Source organism: Streptomyces sp. NPDC050263 (assembly GCF_040655955.1).
Lineage (GTDB): Bacteria > Actinomycetota > Actinomycetes > Streptomycetales > Streptomycetaceae > Streptomyces.
Window position 1 is genome coordinate 44,215 of sequence record NZ_JBFAKW010000038.1, and the last position, 19,649, is coordinate 63,863.

The window sequence follows — 19,649 nt, forward strand, 5'->3', positions numbered from 1 at the left end:
CCGTACGGCACAGTTGCTGCGTCACGCAGATATTTAGCGAGGGTGTGCATGCTGATCGATGACCTCCAGCAGGAGTCCCGCCGCTACCTGGCCTCGTACGTCATGTTCAACCAGGCAGTCGCGGACCATCTCGATCTGCACCCCACCGACGTCCAGTGCCTCAACCTGCTGACCGCAGAGCCCGGCCCGTTCACCACCGGCCGGATCGCCGAACTCACCGGTCTGACCAGCGGCTCGGCGACCCGGCTGGTCGACCGGCTCGAAAAGGCCGGCTACGTGGTCCGGCACCGCGACAAGACCGACCGCCGTCGGGTCCGGGTGGAGCCTGTCCCGGAGGCGATGCGGGAACTCATGGAACTGTGGTCCGAGCTGGGGGAGGGATGGCGGGTGATGTTCGCCGACTGCACCGAGGACGAGCGCGCCCTGCTGTACCGGCACATGCGGCGCACCGTCGAACTCTCCCGGCAACAGATCGCCCGTCTGCGCGGCAAGGAATGACGGCCGCCCACACAGAACGCTCGGCCGGCGTCAGACCGGGTTCTCCGCGTCAGACCGGGTTCTCCGCGTCAGACCGGGTTCTCCGCGTCAGGCCGGGGGACAGAACTGCGCGTACCAGCGGCGCCGGCGCCACGTTCGAGTGCGGCGAGGTTCTGGAGCGGCTGTCCGCTCGCGACGACACCTTCGACGCCGTCTGCTCGATCTTCGGCGCGGCCTGGTTCACCGACCCCGGGCGCCTCTTCCCCCTGGTGAGGGACCGGCTCGGCCCCGGCGGGGTGTTCGTGTTCTCGCAGCCGCCGGCGATCCCCGGCGCGTACGGCCCGCAGGGCATGTACGAGGGCGGCTTCGCGGGGAAGGCCATGTTCACCTACCGGTACTCCTACCGCCCCGCCGTCTGGGAGCGGCTGCTCACCCGCTCCGGGTTCGCGACCGCCGAGGCCCGCGTCATCGACGCGCCGAAGTCCGGTCACATCGGCACACTGGTCGTCCGCGCCGAGGCGTAGGGGATCGAGGCTGCGCCGCGCATACGGCGGTCGCCGCGACGAACTCTGTAGACCAGCCGCGTCCTCGGCTCGTCGAGGCGGTCGGCGTGCGGGCGTCGGTCAGTTCGGTGACTGGCCCGTCAGGGTGTTCAGCTCGGCCGTGTAGAGCAGCGCCGGGTCGAAGCCCATGTCTGTGAAGTGGCCCGCCAGTTCGAGGGAGAGGACGCCGTGGAGGCGGGTCCAGCAGGTCAGGGCCCTGTGGAGGGTGGCGGGTGGGGCGGGGTGGCCGGCGGTCCACCGGTCGCCGAGGCCTTCGAGTCGGGCGGTGAGCGGGGTCGGCGGACCGTCGGCGGGCAGGTCGGCGCAGGCGTCGAGCAGGGACGTCATGATCTCGGACGCGATCGTGGTGACGTCGTCGGGCGCGTGGTAGCCGGGGACGGGTGTGCCGTAGACGAGGAAGTAGCGGTGGGGGTCGGCCAGGGCCCAGGTGCGTAGCGCGTGCGCGAGCCCGGTCAGGTCGCCGCCCGCGGCCGAGGTGGCGCGGAAGGTGTCCGCGAGGCTTCGGTACGCGTCCCGGACCAGCTCGGTGATCAGCTCGTCGCGGCCGGCGAAGTACCGGTACAGCGCGGGCCCGCTCATGCCCATCTGTTTGGCGATCGCGTTGAGGGAGAGCGCCGAGGCCCCCGCCGTGGCGATCTGCTCCCACGCTCGTTCCTTGACCTCCGCCCGCACCTGGGCGCGGTAGCGCTCGCGCGGGGTCGTCGTGCCCGTCTCCGCCATGGCCTGCCGCCACCTCTCCGAAGGTGTGCCTATATCCCCAAGATTTAGTTAGAGGCTATCACGAAGGTTATTGACACCCTCCATTCGGTTGCGTTACAACTTCTAACGAACACAATCATGGGTAGCGCTAGCTGGAGGTCGTCATGAACGCCGAAGGATCCACCGAACTCGTCGAGGTCGTCCTGCCGGGGAAAGTCGAGCCGGAAGGGCTGCGGATCCGGCGCGGGGTGGTGCCCGTGCCGGGGCCCGGGCAGGTGCTGGTCCGGATGGAGGCGACCGGGGTCGCCTTCGCCGAGCAGCAGATGCGCCGCGGCCGGTACTACGACCAGCCGCCGTTCCCCTTCGTGCCGGGCTACGACCTGGTCGGCACGGTGCTGACGACCGGCGAGGGCGTCGACCCCGGCCTCGCCGGCGCCCGGGTGGCCGCGCTGGTCAAGGTCGGCGGCTGGGCCAGCCATGTGCTCGTCGACGCGGCCGACGCGGTGCCGGTGCCCGACGGGATCGACGCGGCGGAGGCGGAGACCCTGATCCTCAACGGCATCACCGCCTGGCAGATGCTGTACCGCAAGGCGCGGATCCGCGCGGGCCGGACCGTCGTGGTGCACGGCGCCAACGGGGGCGTCGGCTCGGTGCTCGTTCAGCTGGCACTGGCGGCCGGTGCGACGGTGATCGGCACCGCCTCCGCCCGCCACCACGACGTCCTCCGGGAGCAGGGGGTCGTCCCGGTCGACTACCGCGCCCAGGACCTCACCGCGCGGATTCGCGAACTCGCCCCGGCCGCCGGGGTGGACGCCGTCTTCGACCATGTCGGCGGGCGCGGCATCGTCGACTCCTGGAAGCTCCTCGCACCCGGCGGCACGCTCGTGTCCTACGGCACCGCCTCCACGCGGGACGACGAAGGGTCCAAGCGGTGGCCCGTGCTCAAGCTGCTCGGCCGACTGTGGCTGTGGAACGCCCTGCCGAACCGCCGCCGCGCCTACTTCTTCAACGTCTGGGCGGGCCGGGCCCTGTCCAAGAACCGGTTCCGGGCCCGGCTGCGCGCCGACCTCACGCAGGTCTTCGCCGCCCTGCAACGCGGCGACGTCACCCCCCGCATCGCCGGCCGGCTGCCGCTCGCCGAGGTCGCGGAGGCGGTACGGCTGGCCGAGTCCGGCACGGTCGTCGGGAAGGTCGTCCTCAATCCGTAGGGGTGTCAGGAGTGGTGCCGAGCCCGACGATCGTCGGGGGCGGGGCCCGATCTGCTCCTGGCCTGAACCGGCTCGTCATGCTCAGCCCTACACTGCCTGCCGCCGCCAACGGCAGCGCTTCCCACCCGGGTTTCCGCACGACTGCGACCCTACGAAGTCCCGCCGCCGCCGAACACTGCCGAAAGTCGTGTGACGCACATCACGGGAAGTCCGGGTGGGGTGCCGGACAGCTCATGGAGGTGAGCACACATATGCGTACCCGGGTACGGGCCGGGGAATCGGGCGCGTTCGCGGAGCTGTTCGACAGCTACTCCCGCGCGGTCTACAACCATGCCTTCCGGCTGACGGCGGACTGGTCGACGGCCGAGGACGTGATGGCCGCGACCTTCATGGAGGCGTGGCGGCTGCGTGACCGGGTCGAGCCCGAGGGCGGCTCGCTGCGGCCCTGGCTGCTGGGCATCGCGACCAACACCGCGCGCAACCAGTTCCGGAGCAACCGGCGTTACCGGGCCGCGGCCGGCGCCGCCGCGGCCGCCGAGTCGGCCGTGCCCGACCACGCCGACGAGGTCGCCGACCGGCTCGACGACCGGGAGCGGCTCGCGAAGGCGCTCACCGCCCTCGCCACGCTGCGCAGACCGGAGCGCGAGGTCGTCGCGCTCTGCCTCGGGGAGGGGCTCGACTACGAGGCCGCCGCCGAAGCGCTCGGGATCCCGGTCGGCACCGTCGCCTCCCGTCTCTCCCGGGCCCGCAAGAAGCTGCGCGCGCTCGCCGCGGACGAGCCCGCCCGAGACGCCGGCCGGGAAGCGGGCAGCCCATCCCGCAGGCAGTCCGGCTCGCGATCCGGACTGCGATCCGGCTCGCAGGCCGGCTCGCCATCCGGCAGAGAGTTCAAAAGAGTCGGCGGAATGTGGGAAGGCGGGCGTCCCGCCCGACAGACAAGAGGCGATCACACCAATGTGGTCCGGCCCGCGCAGGGAGGAAACCGATGAACGTGAACACGGACGACGCCGCAGAGCTCTTCGCCTCTACGGCCCGTGACCTGCCGACGGACCGTCACCAGTTCCACAAGGAGCGTCTGATGGCCCAGATCCACGACATGCGGCAGGCAGAAGAGTCCCCGGCCCCCGCCAAGGTCCGGCGGTTGCGGATGCCGCGCCTGGCGATCGCGCTGCCCGCGATGGCCGCCGCCGTGGCCGCGGCGGTCGTCGCCGGCGTGGTGACCGACGGCGGCTCCGGGGTCAGGGACGGCGGTCTCGCGACCGGCCCCGCCCTGACCACGACCCTCGGCACCCCGACCACCAAGGGCGTGCCGCAGCTGCTCGACCAGATCTCGCTCGCGGCGGCCGAGGCGCCCCACCCGACCGTCGAGCCCGGCCAGTTCGTCTACATCGAGTCGAAGACGGCCGACACCTTCGTGCGGACGGTCGACGACAAGTCCTCCCTGGCCAGCCATGAGCTGCACCGCCGTCAGGTGTGGGACTCCGCGGACGGCACCGAGGGCTGGCTGATCGACCCCGCCGTCAACGACAGCCCCGAGGGCGAGACCCTGAGCCTCCCCGACGAGCAGGGCAACACCCCCACCGCGCACCTGGGCGCGCCGTCCTACGACTACCTGACCAAGCTGCCCACCGACCCCGACGCGCTCCTCGCCAAGATCTACAAGGAGACGAAGGGGCAGGGCAACACCCCCGACCAGCAGGCGTTCAGCACCATCGGCGACCTGCTGAACGAGAGCTACCCGCCGGCGGCGCTGTACTCGGCGCTGTTCAAGACCGCCGCGAAGATTCCGGGCGTGGTGATCGTGAACGACGCGGTGGACGCGATCGGCCGGCACGGCGTGGCGGTGGCCCGGATGGACGAGACCAGCGGGCAGCGCGAGGAATGGATCTTCGACGAGAAGACCCACGTCTTCCTCGGCGACCGGTCGGTCCAGGTCAAGGGCTATACCGAAGAAGGAGTCCTGATCAAGCCCGGCACGGTCACCTCCACCAGCGCCGTCATCACCCGGGCCATCGTGGACGGCATGAAGCAGACACCGTCACAGGCCGGCTGACGTCAGCCTGCGACGTCGAAGGCGGCCGCGCGGGGCACGAACAGTGTGTCCCCGTCGTCGGCCGTGGCCAGGACCGAGAGGTGCCAGGTGCCCGGGGCCAGCTCGGCGGCGTCCTGCTGCGTGACCTTCAGCGTGTAGGTGCAGCGGGACGTCTCGTCCGAGGTGCTCCGGCACTCGGCGCTCTCGGCGTCCCGCAGCTCCGCCGCGGTCGGGTCGAGCTTCGAACTCGCGGGCCACGCGAGAACCTTGAGCTCACGGACGCCCGAGTCGTCGCTGACGTCCGCGGTGAAGGTGAGCGAGCCGGCGGCTTCGGCGGACGGCGCGACGTAACGGGCCGAGCCGTTCTCCACGGTGAGCTTCGTGGCCGCCGACGCCATCGCGAGGCTGCCGACGGCCACCCCGCCGAGGGCGACGGCGCCGACGAGCGAGGAGACGACGATGCGCTGGGACTTGGTCATGGGAATTCCCCCTGAGCTGGGTCGAGTTGATGTGATCGAGCCTAGGGTCGGGGGCCCGGCGCAGTCCTCGCGCTGAGGGACGATCGCGGCGTCTCACCGCAGGTGGAGCGTCTGCAACCAAAGTAAGAGAGGCGAATCAGCCTCCAGCGGGAATCGGGCCGCCCCGCTGCGGCCCTAGCCTGGGTCGGCCATGAAGCGAACCGACGACCGGCTGCTCCCGGTCCTGCTGATCTGCGTCCAGGCCGTGGTGTGGCCGGGGGCGTCGCTGGTGCGCGGGGACGTCCCCGCCCCGGCCGCGCTGCTCGTCGCCCTCCTGGTCGCCGGGCCGGTGACGGCCGCGCTCGCGCTGCGCCGGGCCCGCCCGGTGACGACCGTCGTCGTGGTGGCCGCCGCCTGCGCGCTGGGCGCGGGGCCGCTGCCCGTCGGGGCGACGGCGGTGCTCGGGACCGCGGGGGTGGCGCTGGCGCTGTTCACCGTGGCGACCGAACGCGACGCCTTCACCGCCGTGCTGTGCGTGGTGGCGCTCGCCGTCTGGCAGCTTCTCCAGGGCATCAGCCTGCACGGGCTCAGCGACCGCGACGGCCTCGACCTCGTCCTCACCGCGCTGCTGTACGCGGCCGCGTGCGGCGCCGGCTTCCTCGTACGGCGCACCGGGCGCGCCCGACGCGCGGCCGAGCGGCTGCTGAAGCGGGCCGAGGCCGAGCGACACCGGCTCCCGGCGGCCGAACGCCGCCGTATGGAACGGGAGTTGCACGATGTCAGCGCCCATCATCTGACGGCTGTGGTGGTCACGGCGGGCGCCGCGCTCGGGTTGCGTGAGCGTCGTCCCGAACTCGCCGCTCAGGCGCTGGAGTTCGCCGTCGGGACCGGCCGCGAGGTGACGCGGGCGCTCGGCGCGGTGCGGGCGCCGACGCCCTCGCGGGAGGAACTGCCGTCGCCGCAGGAGCGGTTGCTGGACCTCGTCGCCGGGTTCCGGCGGCTGGACCAGCGGGTGGACTGCGAGATCGACCCCCTGCCGGACGGCTCCGTCGCGGACGCGGCGTACGGCATCGTGCGCGAGGCCCTCACCAACGTGGCCCGGCACGCGCCGGGCGCGCGGACGAGCGTGCTGTGCCGGTACGGCGACAGCCGCACGGAGGTCGTGGTCACCAGCGCGGCCCCGCCGGCCGGTGCGACCGCGCACGCCGCGGGCCTCGGCGGCGGACGCGGCACCGGCTTCCTGCGGTCCCGGGCCCGGGAGGCGGGCGGCACCCTGACCAGCGGCCCCACGGCGGACGGCGGTTGGGAGGTGCGCGCGGAGCTGCCCGGCCGGACCGCCGCCGAGGTGCGGCCGACCGTGTCGCGCGGCCACCGCCTGGCACAGCTGACGGCCGCTCTCGGCCTCGTCCTGCAGCCGCTGCTCCCGGCGCTGGTCATCCGGGCGGAGCCCACGGCGGCCGGTGCGTCCACCGGCTCCCAGGTCTCCGCGGGCGTCCTCTTCGCGCTGTTGGCCGCGGCCCAGGCCGTCGCGCTGCTGTGGCTGCGCCGCGCGCCCCGCGCCGCGCACGCCGTCCTGCTCGGGCTGCCGCTGCTCTGGCCGGTCGCGATGGCCGCGGGCGACTACACCGGCCCGGTCGCCCTGCCGCCCGCCCTGAGCATGCTCGCCACCTGCGCGATGCTCGCCTCGACGGCTGCGCACCGGCCGACGTCGGCCCTCCCGCTCGTGGCGGCGGCCGTGCACGCGGCGGCCGCGACCGGCGCGGTGCTGGACCGGGGGACGACGCAGCCCCTGTGGGCGGTGGCCGGGGCGGCGACGGCCGGGGCCGGGCTGGCGGCCGGTGCGGCATGGTGGGTCGGTGTCCTGCGGGGGCGGCGCGAACGGGCCGCCCGGGGGACGCGGGAGGAACGTCTCGCCGGCTGGACCGAGGAGGCCGTCCGGGACGCGTGGGCCGAGCGCCGGCGCATCGCCGCCGGGCTGGAGACCACCGTGCTGGCGCGCACCGCCGACATGGTCGCGCAGGCGGAGGCGGGCCGGCTCGACGCGACCGCCGAACACGCCCGTGAGGCCCTCGCCGCGATGCGCGCCCTGCTCGACGCGGTCCGGGAGGGCAAGGGCAGAACCGGCCCCGAACTGCGGCCGCAGCCCACCCTCCAGGCCCTCGACCTGCTTGCCCACCAGCTCCGGGCCACCGGCCGCGAGGTCGAGATACGGCTGACCGACCGGGTGCCGAGCCGACTGCCCACCGCGGTGGACCTCGCCGCCTACCACGCCGCCGAGACGGTCCTCGCGGCCGGCGGCGAAGGGCCCGCGGTGCTCGAACTCGACGCGGACGACGATACGTTGACGCTCACGGCCACCGGCGTGCCCCGCGCCGCCGGTCCCGCCGTACAGGAACGGCTGGCGGCGCGGATCGAGGCGCTCGGCGGCATGGTGACCACCGGTCCGCAGGGCACGGTCGGCCTCCGGCTGCCGCTCGCCCCGCCCGCGCCGGCCGACGTGAACACGAAGGAGCGGGAGCGATGAGCCTCAGAGTGCTGGTCGTCGACGACCAGGGCATCGTCCGGGCGGGGTTCGCCGCCGTGATCGACGCCGAGGACGACATGACGGTCGTCGGCGAGGCGGGCGACGGCGCGGAAGCGGTGCGTCTCGCCGCCGAACTGGCCCCGGACGTCGTCCTCATGGACGTCCGGATGCCCGAACTGGACGGCATCGCCGCCACCCGGATCATCACCGGCCGGGAGAACGCGCCCCGGGTGCTGGTGCTGACCACCTTCGACCTCGACGCGTACGTCTTCGACGCGCTGCGCGCCGGGGCCTCGGGCTTCCTGCTCAAGGACGTCCGCCCCGCCGAACTGCTGGACGGCATCCGGGTGGTGGCCGTCGGCGAGAGCGTGCTCGCGCCGTCCGCGACGCGCCGGCTCATCGGCCACTACGCGAACGGGACGACGGTCGCCGGCACCGGGGACGGCAGCGGCCCCCGCGAGCTGGACAGCCTCACCGGCAGCCAGCGAGGCGTCCTCGAACTGCTTGCGACCGGACTCAACAACGCGGAGATCGCCGCGGAGTTGGGCATCACCGTCGGCACGGTGAAGTCGCATGTGAACGCGCTGCTGCGCAAGCTCGGGCTGCGCGACCGGGTGCAGGCGACGATCCTTGCCTACGACCTCGGACTCGCCCGCCCGAACCCGCCGGGCGCCCACCTCTGACCACCTCTGACCACCTCTGGCCACCACTCACATCGCGATCAAGGAGCAGTCCCGTGACCCGTCTGCGTCAGACGCTCGGCAATGTCTTCGCCCTCGGCTATCTGGCGATCTGCGCCGGTCTGCTCGGGTGGGCGCTCGTGGTGGCCGTCGTCGACGACTCGGGCGAGTCCATGGCGGGGGTCGTCCCGCTGCTCGCCACCGCCCCGGCCAGCCTTGTCGTGCTGGCGCTGCCGGACCACTACACGATGCTCGTGGTCGCCGTCGCCTTCGGGGCGCTGGTCAACGCCACGGTCATCGGCTGGTGCGCCCGTGCGCTGCGCCGCAGCGCGTGAACCCGGACTACTTGCGGGGCTCCAGCGGGCGGTCGCTCCACTCCGCCTTCTCCGTGGCGGTGTAGTTCACCAGGGTGCCCGCGGTGACGCCCGCCGCGGCGGCGGCGGCGTTCGGCTCGGTCACCGTGCGCTGCTCGGAGAGCATGGCACCGGTGTTCGGGTCGACGATCAGCTCGGAGCGTACGGCCCCGTAGTCGGGGGTGTCGGAGGCGGGCAGGGCGAAGCCGACGCCCTTGCGGCCCAGCGGGTCGGTCACCTCGCCGAGCGACACGATGCCCGGCAGGTCCGCGATCACGCGGTACGCGGCGGCCCTGACCTCGGCCGTGACCGGCAGCCCGATCAGCCCGGCCGCCTGCTGCCACATCCACTCGGTGCGGTCGGAGATCTCGCTGTCGCCGTCCTCCTTGTAGAGGCCGGCGAGGTAGGCCTTCAGCTTCGTGCTGTCGCCGGGGAGCTTCTGGAGGTCGGCGTAGGTGACGTTGTCGGCGCCGAGCGCGGCGATCTCGTCGCCTACGTTGATCCGGGTCGTCGTCGGCTGGCTCTCGGACGCCGACTCGATGCGCAGCCCGAGCTTGCCGCCCGAGATGCCGCCGCCGGCGAGGGTCAGCTCCTGCGGCGAACCGGCCGCCTGCCAGCGCTGCCGGTCGCGTGCGGTGCGGGGCTGGGTGGAGTCGTCGATCCCCGACACCCACAGGCTCTCGGTGCCTGACTTCACCCCGTAGGACCACTGCTGCGTCTCGGTGGACAGGACGGAGAAGCCGGACACGGGCTCGGCGATCACGCCGATCGAGGCCGAGCGCGTGGTCAGCTGCCAGTAAGCGCCGTCCTGCGCCGTGCTGTCCAGCTGGGCGGCGACGTTCAGCAGCGCGAGGCGGCCGTTCGCGGGGGTCTGCCCGGATCCGGTGCCGTCCGTCGAGGCCCCGGCACTCGCCCGGTAGCCGCCGGCGTCCACGCCGGTGCCCGCGCCGCCGTCGGCCAGGGTGCCGACGACCACGGCCGCGACCACCGCGGTCGCCGCGGCGGGCAGCGCCCAGCCCCAGCTGAACGGCCGCGCGGGCCGGGCCGGGCGGACCGCCCTTCGGGTCTCGGGCTCGTCCTGGGTGCTCGCCAGGATGGCGGCCAGGTCGTCCCGGGCGCGCTCGGAACCGGCCAGCCGGGCCGGGTCGAACTCCGCGGGCCGGGCCTGGGCCAGCATCTTCATGACATCGGGCCGCTTACGTGCCATGTCAGTACTCCTTCGCATTCGCATTCGCAGTCGCATTCGCAGTCGCCTTGGGGCGCCGGTCACGAGAGAGTCCGGCCGCGGCCTCGTCCACAGCTCGTTCCAGCCGCCGTCTCGCCCGGTGCAGCCGCACCTGGAAGGCAGCGGTGGAACAGCCGAGGACGCGTGCGGCCTGTCTCGGGGCGAGCCCGTTCCAGGCGACCAGCGTCAGCACCTCGCGGTCGGCGGCCGACAGTGTGGCCAGCGCCTGGAGCGCCGCCGCCCGTTCGGTCACATCGGCGGCGACGTCGTCTACCTGGGCGCCCGAGGTGATGATGCGCTGGGCCTCCTCGACGGCCACCTCGTACTGTCTGCCGTCGCGGCGCCGCAGTTCATGGGTCAGATTGCGGGCCACGCCCAGCAGCCACGGCAACGGCGGCGTCGGTATGTCCCGCATCCGCCGCCAGGCGACCGTGAAGGTCTCGCTGGCGATGTCCTCCCCGACCTGACGGCCCACCAGGCTCGACGCATAGGCGAGCACCCTCGGCTGGCACTCCTCGTACAGGTCACGGAAGCGTTGGACTTCGGTCACGCACCGTCTCCTCGTCTCGGCTCTCTCACCTGGAAATGGTCGGGAGCCGCGATTTCTTACAGGGGGAGGAGAGGAAGTTCTGAGCTCGCCCGAAGTCCGCCCCGAAGATAGGCTGAATTACGTAGTTCATGTGCTTATCGGGTATTTATCGAGCTTCCCGGGAGCCGCCGTCATGACTCAGAACCGTCATCCGGACGGGCGCGAGATACGACACCGCACCCCGCAGGAACGGGCCGCTCTCGGCAAGGCCGCGCGCAACGCGGCGCCCCGGTCCAGTCACGCGGAGTTCGCGCCAGGGCCGAAGCGGCCCGACCCGCTGGAGATCATCGAGAAGCAGTCGGCGACACGGCTGCCCGATCTCGTGCCGATCCGCTACGGGAGGATGTCCGAGTCGCCGTTCCGGTTCTACCGGGGGGCGGCCGCCATCATGGCGTCGGACCTCGCCGACACTCCGCGGTCGGGATTCAGGGCCCAACTCTGCGGCGACGCCCACATGTTGAACTTCCGACTGCTGGCGTCCCCCGAACGCAGACTGATGTTCGACATCAACGACTTCGACGAGACGCTGCCGGGCCCCTGGGAGTGGGACGTCAAGCGGCTGGCCGCCAGCCTCGTCATCGCGGGCCGGCTGAACGGCTTCAGCACCAAGGAGCGCAGGGCGATCGTCCGGGCGACCGTGCGGTCCTACCGCGAGCACATGCGCTCCTTCGCCGGCAGCGGCAACCTGGAGGTCTGGTACACCCGGTTCGACGTGGACTGGGTGCGCGAGCGGTTCGGCTCCGACCTGTCCGCGCGGGGCCGTGACCGCTGGTCGAAGGCTGCGACCAAGGCGCGTTCGCGGGACACGCTCCAGGCGTTCGGCAAACTCACCCGGGTCGTGGACGGCAGGCGCGTGATCGCCCCTGACCCGCCGCTCATCGTCCCGCTCCGCGACCTGCTGCCGGGCACCGGCTACCGCGAGGTGGAGCAGCCGCTGCGCGGGCTGCTCGAACGCTACGGCCGGACGGTGCAGTCGGACCGGCGGTTCCTGCTGGACCAGTACCGGGTCGCCGACATGGCGCGCAAGGTCGTCGGGGTCGGCAGCGTGGGCACCCGCTGCTGGATCGTGCTGCTGCTCGGCCGGGACGACGAGGATCCGCTGTTCCTCCAGGCCAAGGAGGCCGACGAGTCGGTTCTCGCACCCCATGCCGGCGCCAGCGAGTACCGGACGCAGGGCGAGCGGGTCGTCTCCGGACAGCGGCTGATGCAGGCCACCAGCGACATCTTCCTGGGCTGGGAGCGGGTCGAGGGCATCGACGGCCGACGGCGCGACTTCTATGTGCGCCAGCTGCGCGACTGGAAGGGCGTCGCCGAGGCCGAGGACATGGTGCCGCGCGGCATGGGCACCTTCGGCGAGCTCTGCGGCGCGACGCTGGCCCGGGCCCACGCGCGGTCCGGCGACCGGATCGCCATCGCCGCCTATCTCGGCGGCGGCGACTCCTTCGACCGTGCGCTGGTGACGTTCGCCGAGCTGTACGCCGACCAGAACGAGCGCGACCATCAGGCGCTCCTGGACGCGGTGAGCGCCGGCCGGCTGCCCGCGCAGGAAGCGTGAGGACCGGGCCCGGACCGGGGCGTCACACCGATCACCGCCGTACGCCGGGCGGCGGCGGTACGGCGGTGATCGGTACGGCGGTGAAGGGGTTCGTACGAGGACGAACGAAACGCGATGGGGCCAAACGGGGCGAAGCTGGGCAAGACGGGGACAGAAGTGGCGGACGGGGGGACGTCGCTGGTCGAGCTAGCTTGCCCTGAGCTGATCCTCGTCCAAGTCCGGCAGGAAGGACTCGGCCTCGATCTCTCCGAAGTCCGGGGCCTGGAAGGGGTTCGTCGTCGGAGGGGGCGACGCTGCCGTGGCGGAGCGGATCGCACCCTCCGGGGCGGAGAACAGCGAGGTCGGTTCGATGAGAGGTCTCCCTATCGTTACAGGGCCGTGAGGGCGCCTGGCGTGCCGTGACCGGGCACAGCGGTCCTACAGCTTGCTCATCTTCGAGTAAGGACTCAGGATCCGCTGTTGCGCCGAACCGAAATCCACGAGCGCCGCGATCCCCTCCTCGATACCGATGACCCGGCCGAGGCCGTACATGTCGTGTGTGACCTGGTCACCGACCTCGAAGTGCTTGGGCGGCGGCGCGACCGGAGCCTTGAACGGGCTGGAAGGCAAATAACGCTTCGGTGCAGCTGGCTTTGTCATTGCCACCAGTATGCGCCCGCTTGGGGCCGTTCGCTGCGGCCGTCCGCATCACTGTTCGGCACCGGCTCGGACGAACGATCACCGATCCGGGCCGGTTCCGGCACCGGAAGAAGGCCGATCCGGCGGCTCCCCGCCGCCCGGGCGACACCCCTGACCTGGTACGGAAGTCGGGCACACGGCCCGCTACCGCACCCGTTCGTAGACGGTGACGCTGCGTCCGCGGCGGACCGTCGTGGAGCGCTCGGTGAAGTGTTCGCGCAGGACACGTTGTTTCGCGCGGTCGCGGGTGTTGCGGGCGGGGCGTTCGGTCGCGTCGCCGACGACGATGACGATGTCCTCCCGCAGCAGGGCGCGGGCGATCGCCTCCGGGTCCGCCTCGAGGCCGTGCAGGGTGCCGGCGGCGGCCGGGGTGCGGACGAGGGCGATGTCGCGCAGTCCGCGGAAGGCGCCCGGGGAGACCGTGGCGGTGTCGCGCCGGGCCGAGGGGATGAAGACGACCGCGCCGCCCCGCCCACCCACCGCTTCCACCACGTCGGCCGCGCTCAGCACGTCGTCGACGCGGCTGTCGGCAGCGCGGATGTCCAGTTCGAGGGGGAGCAGGGCCAGGAACGCGAGCGCGGTGACGGTGGCGAGCGCGACCGCCGGGCGCAGGCCCAGTCGGAAGGACACGCGTCCGGCGAGCGCGGCCGACGCCACCCCCAGGAGGAGGGCCAGGCCGAGGTCGGCGAACAGCACGTAGCGGGCGACGTAGAGGGGCTGCACGGTGAGCGAGACGACGAGGAGCGTCACCTGCGGGACCACGCACAGCGGGACGGCGACGGCGGCCAGGCTCAGCCGCCCCGCCGGGACCAGGTGCGCACGGGCGGGTTCGCGCGCGCCGCGCAGCAGCGCACAGCCGCCGGCCGCCAGGACGATCGCCGCGACGACGGCCATCGTGCCCGGGGACACGGGCTGTATCCAGGACACCTGCCGGGACTGGCCCCGGCTGGCCAGGATCAGCGGCAGGGCGCCGAGCACGGCGGCGCCCGTGGCGAGGAGCCAGCCCGCCCGGACCGCACGGTGCGGCCGGGCGACGGCGACCGTGACGGCGTGGGCGGCCGGCGCGAGCAGCGAGAACCAGTTGAGCAGCGCCCCGAGCAAGACGGCGACGGCGTATCCGCACCAGGTCAGGGCGCGCGGGCGGCGCATCGCGGCCGCCAGCAGCCAGGTCGCGTACGCGATCGCGGCGGTCACCATCGCGTACGGGCGGCCTTCCTGCGCGAACGCCTGGCACGTGGGCAGCAGCGCGACGGCGAGCCCGGCCCCGAGCCCGCTCCAGCGGCCCGCGAGCCGGGCGCCGAGGTCGGCGGTGAGGGCCGCCGCCCCGGCCATCGCGACGACGGACGGCGCCCGCAGCGTCAGCAGGCTGTCGCCGAAGACCTCGAACAGCAGGTGCATGATCGTGTAGTACAGGCCGTGGACGACGTCCACGGTGCCGAGCATGCGCCAGATCTCGGGCAGGCTGCGGTGGGTGACCTGCCAGGTGGCGGCCTCGTCGCGCCACATGCTGTCCTGCCGGGTGATCCCCCACAGGCCCAGGACGAGCACGAGGCCCGCGGGCACGGCCGCCGTGACCGCCCGGCCCGGCCCCGGCCGCCAGGTGACGCGCGGCGGCACGGGCGGCCGCGGGACGAAACGCGGCCGGGGGCGGGGCCGGGTGCTGGTGGGCGTCGCCGTGGACGTCGTCGTGGGTGCCATGGGGGACGGCGTGCTCAGGCGGTGGTGGGCAGGGGCGAGCGGCTGACCCGTATCTTCGACTGGCCGTGCGGGCGCTTCTCCCAGTCGTCCATGAAGCGCCCGTACAGGCCGTGCTTGGCGGCCAGGGCCAGCAGGGTCTCGGTGCGGTAGTAGAAGTCCTCGCGCAGCACCTGGTGTTCGGTGCCCTCGGTGCGGTCGAAGGTGAAGTCGAAGAACCCGGTGTCGGTCAGCACCCGGCCGACGTGCGCGAGGCACTCGTCGATGACGTCCAGCGGCGAGTGGGAGAAGACGCTGTGCGCGTGGATGACGTCGAAGTGGTCGTCGGGCAGGAAGTCCAGGGTGAGGTCGCCGCTGATGGTGAGGTGCGGCAGCTTGTCCTGGAGCCCGCGCTCGGTGAGCGTCTTCTTGGCGGCGATCAGGATGTCGGGCGAGATGTCGATGCCGTAGTAGTTGCCGGCGTCGAGGTGGCCGATGAAGCGCCAGCCGCCGCGCAGGTTGCCGCAGCCGATGTCGAGCATGCGGTGCTCGGGGGACAGCCCGTGCTCGATGAGGTAGTCGAACTGCATCTCCCCGAGCGCCAGCCAGCGGTCGTGGGTCTGGCTGCCGACCGCGGCCTCGGGGTTGCGGCGGGTGTCCGAGGCCATCACGGCCCGGTAGTAGCCGACGTGGTCGGGGTGCTTCAGCCGCAGCCAGGCGTCCCGCCCGGCCCGGCGCAGATACGGGGAGACGCGGCCCGGGTTGCGCAGCGCGTACCCGATCTTGTGGGTGAGGGCGGCGCGGTTGTTGCGCAGCTTCTTCGGCGACTTGGCGTCTGAAGGCATGACGAATCGACCTCCGTGCATGGCGGGACCCCGGACATGGGGGGACCCCGGATGAAGGGATGAAGGGATGAAGGAAACGAAGGGAGGGAGAAGAGCGAAGGGAGGGAGGGGGTGAGGGAGGGGGCGGGTCAGACGCGGCGGCGCAGGATCAGCACGGTGGCGATCGTGAGCAGGACGGCGAGCCCGCCGAGGACGGCGGTGTCGGTCCACTGGAAGGCCCAGTAGTCGCCGGCCGGGTTGGCCTCGTAGAAGCGGGCCACGTACCCGTGCCGGTCCATGCAGGCGTCGAGCCGGGCCCCCGACGGGTAGGGGCAGTTCATGACGTCCTCACGGCGGCCGGAGGCGGTGATCAGGCCGTAGTCGCCGGCCGACCACTTGTCCCCCATGGGCTCCTTGGGGACGCCGCCGGCGCTGATGTAGCGGTGCGGCGGGACCAGCAGACGGGTTCGGTGCGCCCACTCCAGGAAGAGCGTCGTCGCCCCGGTCACCAGCAGGGCCAGGCCCATCGCCGACAGGACGCGGCGGGCCAGCAGCCCCAGCAGCGTGCCGGCCGCCAGGCCGAACAGGGCGGCCGCGACGACCCGCGGGCCGGAGCCGCTCAGGGCCGCGTCCTCGTACCAGAACACGCCGTAGCTGCGGTCGGCGGCCGGTCGCCACCACCACGCGAAGACTCCCGCGAGGAGACCGGAGAGGACGGTCGTGGCCGCCGCGGCGAGCGCGAACCGGGACGTGAACCACTGGCCGCGGCTCACGCCCTGCGCGAGGACCGTCCGGTGGGTGCCCAGCTCCCGGTCGCGGCCGAGCAGCGGGGCGCCCCAGAAGACGCCGATCAGGACGGGCAGGACGAGGTTCAGCGTGCCGAGGTACTGGAGCGGCTCGATGTCCAGCATCAGGAGCGGGCCGGTGTCGCCCTGCGTACAGGACAGCGGACCGGGGTCGCAGTGGTCGAACCGCCCGCTGTGCAGGGCGTCCAGCATGTCCGAGCGGTAGTACGCGGCGATCGCCGCGGCGGCGACGAGTACGGCCGCGCCGACGCCGACCAGCAGCCGCTGCTGCCGCCACGCGAGCCAGAGGGAGCCCTTCACGCGGCCACCTCCGTCGGCTCGGCGGAGGCGTCGGAGGCCTCGGAGGACTCGGCGGCCGGGGTCTGGAGGCGGCCGATCAGGATGGTCTCCAGGCTGGGCCGCTCGACATGCCAGTCGCCGCGCACCGGACCGCGCCGGCGGACCAGGGCGGTCAGTTGTCTGCCGCTGACCCGGCTGTGCACGACCTCGTGCTGCCCGGCCAGGGTGTCGGCCTGGTCGGCGTGGCCGGTCAGCACGGCGTGGCTGTCGCGCAGCGCCTCGGCGTCCTCGCTCAGCTCGACCCGGCCCTGGCGCAGCAGCAGCACCCAGTCGCAGGTCTGCTCCAGCTCGGGCAGGACGTGCGAGGACAGGACGATGCTCGTGCCGCGCTCGGCGGCGTCGGTCATCAGCGCCGCCATGATCTCGCCGCGGGCGACGGGGTCGAGGTCGGCCATCGGCTCGTCGAGCAGCAGCAGGTCGGGCCGCTTGCCGAGGGCCAGGGCGAGGGCGACGCGGGTGCGCTGGCCGGGGGACAGCTCGCCGACCCGGGCGGTGAGCGCTATGCCGCCCTCGTCGACGGTCTGCTCGGCGGTCGCCCGGTCCCACGAGGAGTTCAGCTTCTCGCCCATCAGCAGGGTGTCCGCCACGGTGAAGCGGGGGTAGAGCGGCTTGTCCTGGGTGAGCAGGGCGACCCGGGCGCGGGCTTCTGCCGCGCCCGGTACGGCGCCCAGCACGTGCAGTTCCCCGCTGCGGGGCCGCAGCAGGCCGCCGGCCAGGTGCAGCAGGGTGCTCTTGCCGGCCCCGTTGCGCCCGACGACGGCGGTGACCCGGCCGCCGGGCACCGTGAACTCGCAGTCCCGCAGGGCCCAGCCGCCCCGTGCCCGGTACCGGAATCCGAGTCCCGTGGCGCGCAGTGCGGCGGCCGGGGCGTCAGGCCCGGTCATGCGTCCTCCTCTGTGTGGTTGTCGTAGCTGTCCAGTGAGGCTGTGACCAGCGCGAGGATGTCGGCCCGTTCCAGGCCTGCCGCCCGTGCGCGGGCCGTCCACTCGGCGAGGTCGGCGCGCAGGGGGGAGTCGTCCTCCGCGCCGGGCCGGGCGAGCGACCGCGTCACGAACGTCCCGAGCCCGCGGCGCAGTTCGACCAGGCCGGCCTGCTCCATGTCGCGGTAGGCCCGGAGCACGGTGTTGGGGTTGATGGCGGTGGCCGCCACCACTTCCTTGGCCGTGGGCAGCTTGTCCCCGACCTGCAACGTGCCCATCCGGAGCGCCCGCTCGGTCTGCTCGACGATCTGCACGTAGGCGGGTACGCCGCTGCCCCGGTCGATCCGGTACTCGACCACGTCACCTTCCAGGTTCAAGCATGCTTCCATTAATGAATTAGTACAAGCATGGTGGAGGCCTCCCGGGGATGTCAAACAAGGGGGTGTCACGCCAGAGGGATGTCGAACACGGGTGCAACCTCGGACGCCTGTTCGTCATCAAGGAAGATGAACGGACTCAGGCAAACGGGCTCAGGCACAGGGGCGGCGCGAGTTGAACATACGGACCAGGAGGGCGGCCCTGGCCTGTCTTCTTCTCTTGACGAGCCTTGCGACGGGTTGCGCGACCGAATCCTCCGCGGACTCCTCGGACTCCGCCGACTCGGCCGGCTCCGCGAAGTCCCCGTCCGCCACGCCGACCTCCTCCGCGCCGGGGGCGCGGGTTCCGCGTGGTGACGCCGGAGCGCAGGTCGGCACCGCGGCCGCCTACCGCAAGTGGGGGCTGGAGCCGCTGGCCGCCCCGCCCGCCCCGCCCGCGACCAAGCCGGTGAAGCTCCCGGCGGCCGACGGCACGGTGCCGGTGATCAGCGACATACCGACCAAGGAGAAGATCGTCTTCCTCACGATCGACGACGGGGCCGAGAAGGACCCGGAGTTCGTGACGATGATGAAGGAACTGAAGATCCCCTTCACGATGTTCCTGACGGACGCCGCCATACGCTCCGACTACGGCTACTTCAAGGAACTCCAGGGACTCGGGAACGGCGTCGCGAACCACACGCTGAGCCACCCGAACCTGCGCACCCTGGGCGCGGCGGCGCAGAAGGAGGAGATCTGCGGCCAGCAGACCAAGCTGAAGGCCGAGTACGGCACCGCGCCCCGGCTGATGCGTCCGCCCTACGGCAACTGGGACGAGAACACCCGGGCCGCCGCGGCGTCCTGCGGCGCCGAGGCGATCGTCCTGTGGCGCGAGTCCATGCAGATCAAGAACATGCAGTACCAGCGCGGGGACAAGAAACTGCACCCGGGTGACATCATCCTGGCCCACTTCCGCGGACCGTCCGAGCTCAAGGGCACGACGATGACGGAGATGACGGCGAACATGCTCCGTCACATCCAGGAGCAGGGCTTCACGATCGCCCGCCTGGAGGACTACCTGTAGTCCGTGACCCGCGGCTCAGCCGCGGGGACGCTCGAAGGTCAGCAGCAGTCCCGCGACGGCTCCGGGGCCGATGCGGCCCTTGACGTCGGCGGAGGTGATGGCCTTGAGGGCCCAGCCGTCCTCGGCGTGCTTGTTGAGGACCTTCTCCAGCTTGTCGCTGTCGAGCGCGTCGCCGATCAGCGACTCCCGGAAGGTGACGACCTTGTACTCGTACGCGTAGGCATGGCTCATGGCGGCCAGCCAATCATCCTCCGGTTGTTTTCGGTGAGACGCGGATCACATTCCGGGGCCGGATCGCGCTGCTGCGGCAACCTCCGCGGGGTCCCGGCCCTCGTGCGGCACGGAGTCGAGGAGCAGCCGGGTGCACGGGTGCTCGGGCGCGGTCAGCACCTGTCCGGTCGGGCCCTGTTCGACCGCCGTGCCCCGGCGCATCACCAGGGTCTCGTCGGTGATGTGCTGCACGACGGACAGGTCATGGCTGACGAAGACGAGGGCGACGCCGGTCTCCTGTCTGATCTCGCCGAGGAGTTGGAGGATCTGCGCCTGGATCGACGCGTCGAGCGCGGCCACCGCCTCGTCGAGGACCAGGATCCGGGTTTCGCCGC

At 72.4% G+C, this 19,649-nt stretch carries 21 protein-coding genes and 1 pseudogene; 10 read left to right on the forward strand and 12 right to left on the reverse strand.

From position 1 onward, the window contains the following. Positions 1 to 48: 48 nt before the first annotated feature. Complete coding sequence (locus tag AB0J04_RS19220) at positions 49 to 498, forward strand: MarR family transcriptional regulator (RefSeq protein WP_363169667.1); 450 nt, start codon at positions 49 to 51, stop codon at positions 496 to 498. Further along, the gene (locus tag AB0J04_RS19225; RefSeq protein WP_363169668.1) at positions 495 to 1,001 is read left to right on the forward strand and encodes a class I SAM-dependent methyltransferase; all 507 of its coding nucleotides are present in this window, start codon (positions 495 to 497) and stop codon (positions 999 to 1,001) included. The genes AB0J04_RS19220 and AB0J04_RS19225 overlap by 4 nt, the downstream gene beginning before the upstream one ends. Before the next feature lie 99 nt (positions 1,002 to 1,100). Here the strand turns inward: AB0J04_RS19225 and AB0J04_RS19230 are convergent, their stop codons facing one another. Beyond that, positions 1,101 to 1,760 (reverse strand): TetR/AcrR family transcriptional regulator, encoded by a 660-nt coding sequence (locus AB0J04_RS19230; RefSeq protein ID WP_363169670.1) that lies wholly within the window; start codon positions 1,758 to 1,760, stop codon positions 1,101 to 1,103. 143 nt (positions 1,761 to 1,903) lie between these two features. Here AB0J04_RS19230 and AB0J04_RS19235 point away from each other — a divergent pair, with 143 nt between their 5' ends. The 3 genes from AB0J04_RS19235 (at position 1,904) to AB0J04_RS19245 (ending at position 5,000) form a co-directional block, all read left to right on the forward strand. Continuing rightward, entirely contained in the window at positions 1,904 to 2,947 is a 1,044-nt protein-coding gene (locus tag AB0J04_RS19235; RefSeq protein ID WP_363169671.1) for a medium chain dehydrogenase/reductase family protein, read from the forward strand. A gap of 251 nt (positions 2,948 to 3,198) precedes the next feature. Then, positions 3,199 to 3,936, forward strand: a complete 738-nt coding sequence (locus AB0J04_RS19240) for a sigma-70 family RNA polymerase sigma factor (RefSeq protein WP_363169672.1) — start codon at positions 3,199 to 3,201, stop codon at positions 3,934 to 3,936. After that, the gene (locus tag AB0J04_RS19245; RefSeq protein ID WP_363169673.1) at positions 3,933 to 5,000 is read left to right on the forward strand and encodes a CU044_5270 family protein; all 1,068 of its coding nucleotides are present in this window, start codon (positions 3,933 to 3,935) and stop codon (positions 4,998 to 5,000) included. The genes AB0J04_RS19240 and AB0J04_RS19245 overlap by 4 nt, the downstream gene beginning before the upstream one ends. A gap of 2 nt (positions 5,001 to 5,002) precedes the next feature. On the opposite strand, the gene AB0J04_RS19250 is transcribed toward AB0J04_RS19245, so the two are convergent. Beyond that, complete coding sequence (locus tag AB0J04_RS19250; RefSeq protein WP_363169674.1) at positions 5,003 to 5,458, reverse strand: DUF5707 domain-containing protein; 456 nt, start codon at positions 5,456 to 5,458, stop codon at positions 5,003 to 5,005. 190 nt (positions 5,459 to 5,648) lie between these two features. On the opposite strand from AB0J04_RS19250, the gene AB0J04_RS19255 reads away from it, so the two are divergent. Genes AB0J04_RS19255 through AB0J04_RS19265 form a run of 3 tightly spaced genes read left to right on the forward strand, consistent with a single transcriptional unit; the run spans position 5,649 to position 8,976 of the window. Next, positions 5,649 to 7,961 carry a histidine kinase gene (locus AB0J04_RS19255; RefSeq protein ID WP_363169675.1) on the forward strand — a complete coding sequence of 771 codons (2,313 nt, stop codon included), beginning with the start codon at positions 5,649 to 5,651 and terminating at the stop codon, positions 7,959 to 7,961. Continuing rightward, entirely contained in the window at positions 7,958 to 8,644 is a 687-nt protein-coding gene (locus AB0J04_RS19260; RefSeq protein WP_363169676.1) for a response regulator transcription factor, read from the forward strand. Before AB0J04_RS19255 ends, AB0J04_RS19260 begins: the two co-directional genes overlap by 4 nt. A 53-nt stretch (positions 8,645 to 8,697) precedes the next feature. Continuing rightward, positions 8,698 to 8,976 (forward strand): hypothetical protein, encoded by a 279-nt coding sequence (locus tag AB0J04_RS19265; RefSeq protein WP_363169677.1) that lies wholly within the window; start codon positions 8,698 to 8,700, stop codon positions 8,974 to 8,976. Positions 8,977 to 8,983: 7 nt separating this feature from the next. Here AB0J04_RS19265 and AB0J04_RS19270 read toward each other — a convergent pair whose 3' ends face one another. Both AB0J04_RS19270 and AB0J04_RS19275 read right to left on the reverse strand, forming a co-directional pair. After that, a complete protein-coding gene (locus AB0J04_RS19270; RefSeq protein ID WP_363169678.1) occupies positions 8,984 to 10,201 on the reverse strand; it encodes a CU044_5270 family protein in 1,218 nt (405 codons plus the stop codon). Between the two features lies 1 nt (position 10,202). Then, complete coding sequence (locus AB0J04_RS19275) at positions 10,203 to 10,769, reverse strand: RNA polymerase sigma factor (RefSeq protein WP_363169679.1); 567 nt, start codon at positions 10,767 to 10,769, stop codon at positions 10,203 to 10,205. Positions 10,770 to 10,941: 172 nt separating this feature from the next. Between AB0J04_RS19275 and AB0J04_RS19280 the strand changes: the two genes are divergently transcribed. Next, positions 10,942 to 12,363, forward strand: a complete 1,422-nt coding sequence (locus tag AB0J04_RS19280; RefSeq protein ID WP_363169680.1) for a DUF2252 domain-containing protein — start codon at positions 10,942 to 10,944, stop codon at positions 12,361 to 12,363. 417 nt (positions 12,364 to 12,780) lie between these two features. Here AB0J04_RS19280 and AB0J04_RS19285 read toward each other — a convergent pair whose 3' ends face one another. From AB0J04_RS19285 to AB0J04_RS19310, 6 genes are all read right to left on the reverse strand, one after another. After that, the gene (locus AB0J04_RS19285; RefSeq protein WP_351906099.1) at positions 12,781 to 13,002 is read right to left on the reverse strand and encodes a CarD family transcriptional regulator; all 222 of its coding nucleotides are present in this window, start codon (positions 13,000 to 13,002) and stop codon (positions 12,781 to 12,783) included. Positions 13,003 to 13,185: 183 nt separating this feature from the next. Next, a complete protein-coding gene (locus tag AB0J04_RS19290; RefSeq protein WP_363169681.1) occupies positions 13,186 to 14,739 on the reverse strand; it encodes a glycosyltransferase family 39 protein in 1,554 nt (517 codons plus the stop codon). Positions 14,740 to 14,753: 14 nt separating this feature from the next. Then, complete coding sequence (locus AB0J04_RS19295) at positions 14,754 to 15,560, reverse strand: class I SAM-dependent methyltransferase (RefSeq protein WP_363169682.1); 807 nt, start codon at positions 15,558 to 15,560, stop codon at positions 14,754 to 14,756. 128 nt (positions 15,561 to 15,688) lie between these two features. Beyond that, positions 15,689 to 16,645, reverse strand: coding sequence for a transporter (locus AB0J04_RS19300; RefSeq protein ID WP_363169683.1), 957 nt, complete (start codon positions 16,643 to 16,645; stop codon positions 15,689 to 15,691). Further along, complete coding sequence (locus tag AB0J04_RS19305; RefSeq protein ID WP_363169684.1) at positions 16,642 to 17,568, reverse strand: ABC transporter ATP-binding protein; 927 nt, start codon at positions 17,566 to 17,568, stop codon at positions 16,642 to 16,644. The genes AB0J04_RS19300 and AB0J04_RS19305 overlap by 4 nt, the downstream gene beginning before the upstream one ends. Further along, positions 17,565 to 17,975, reverse strand: a complete 411-nt coding sequence (locus AB0J04_RS19310; RefSeq protein WP_363169692.1) for a GntR family transcriptional regulator — start codon at positions 17,973 to 17,975, stop codon at positions 17,565 to 17,567. Before AB0J04_RS19310 ends, AB0J04_RS19305 begins: the two co-directional genes overlap by 4 nt. A 226-nt stretch (positions 17,976 to 18,201) precedes the next feature. Here AB0J04_RS19310 and AB0J04_RS19315 point away from each other — a divergent pair, with 226 nt between their 5' ends. Beyond that, the gene (locus tag AB0J04_RS19315) at positions 18,202 to 19,044 is read left to right on the forward strand and encodes a polysaccharide deacetylase family protein (protein WP_363169685.1); all 843 of its coding nucleotides are present in this window, start codon (positions 18,202 to 18,204) and stop codon (positions 19,042 to 19,044) included. Positions 19,045 to 19,059: 15 nt separating this feature from the next. On the opposite strand, the gene AB0J04_RS19320 is transcribed toward AB0J04_RS19315, so the two are convergent. Beyond that, positions 19,060 to 19,275 (reverse strand): DUF4177 domain-containing protein, encoded by a 216-nt coding sequence (locus AB0J04_RS19320; protein ID WP_363169686.1) that lies wholly within the window; start codon positions 19,273 to 19,275, stop codon positions 19,060 to 19,062. Positions 19,276 to 19,320: 45 nt separating this feature from the next. After that, positions 19,321 to 19,638, reverse strand: a pseudogene (locus AB0J04_RS19325) (ABC transporter ATP-binding protein); the annotation flags it as partial. Positions 19,639 to 19,649 lie beyond the last annotated feature (11 nt).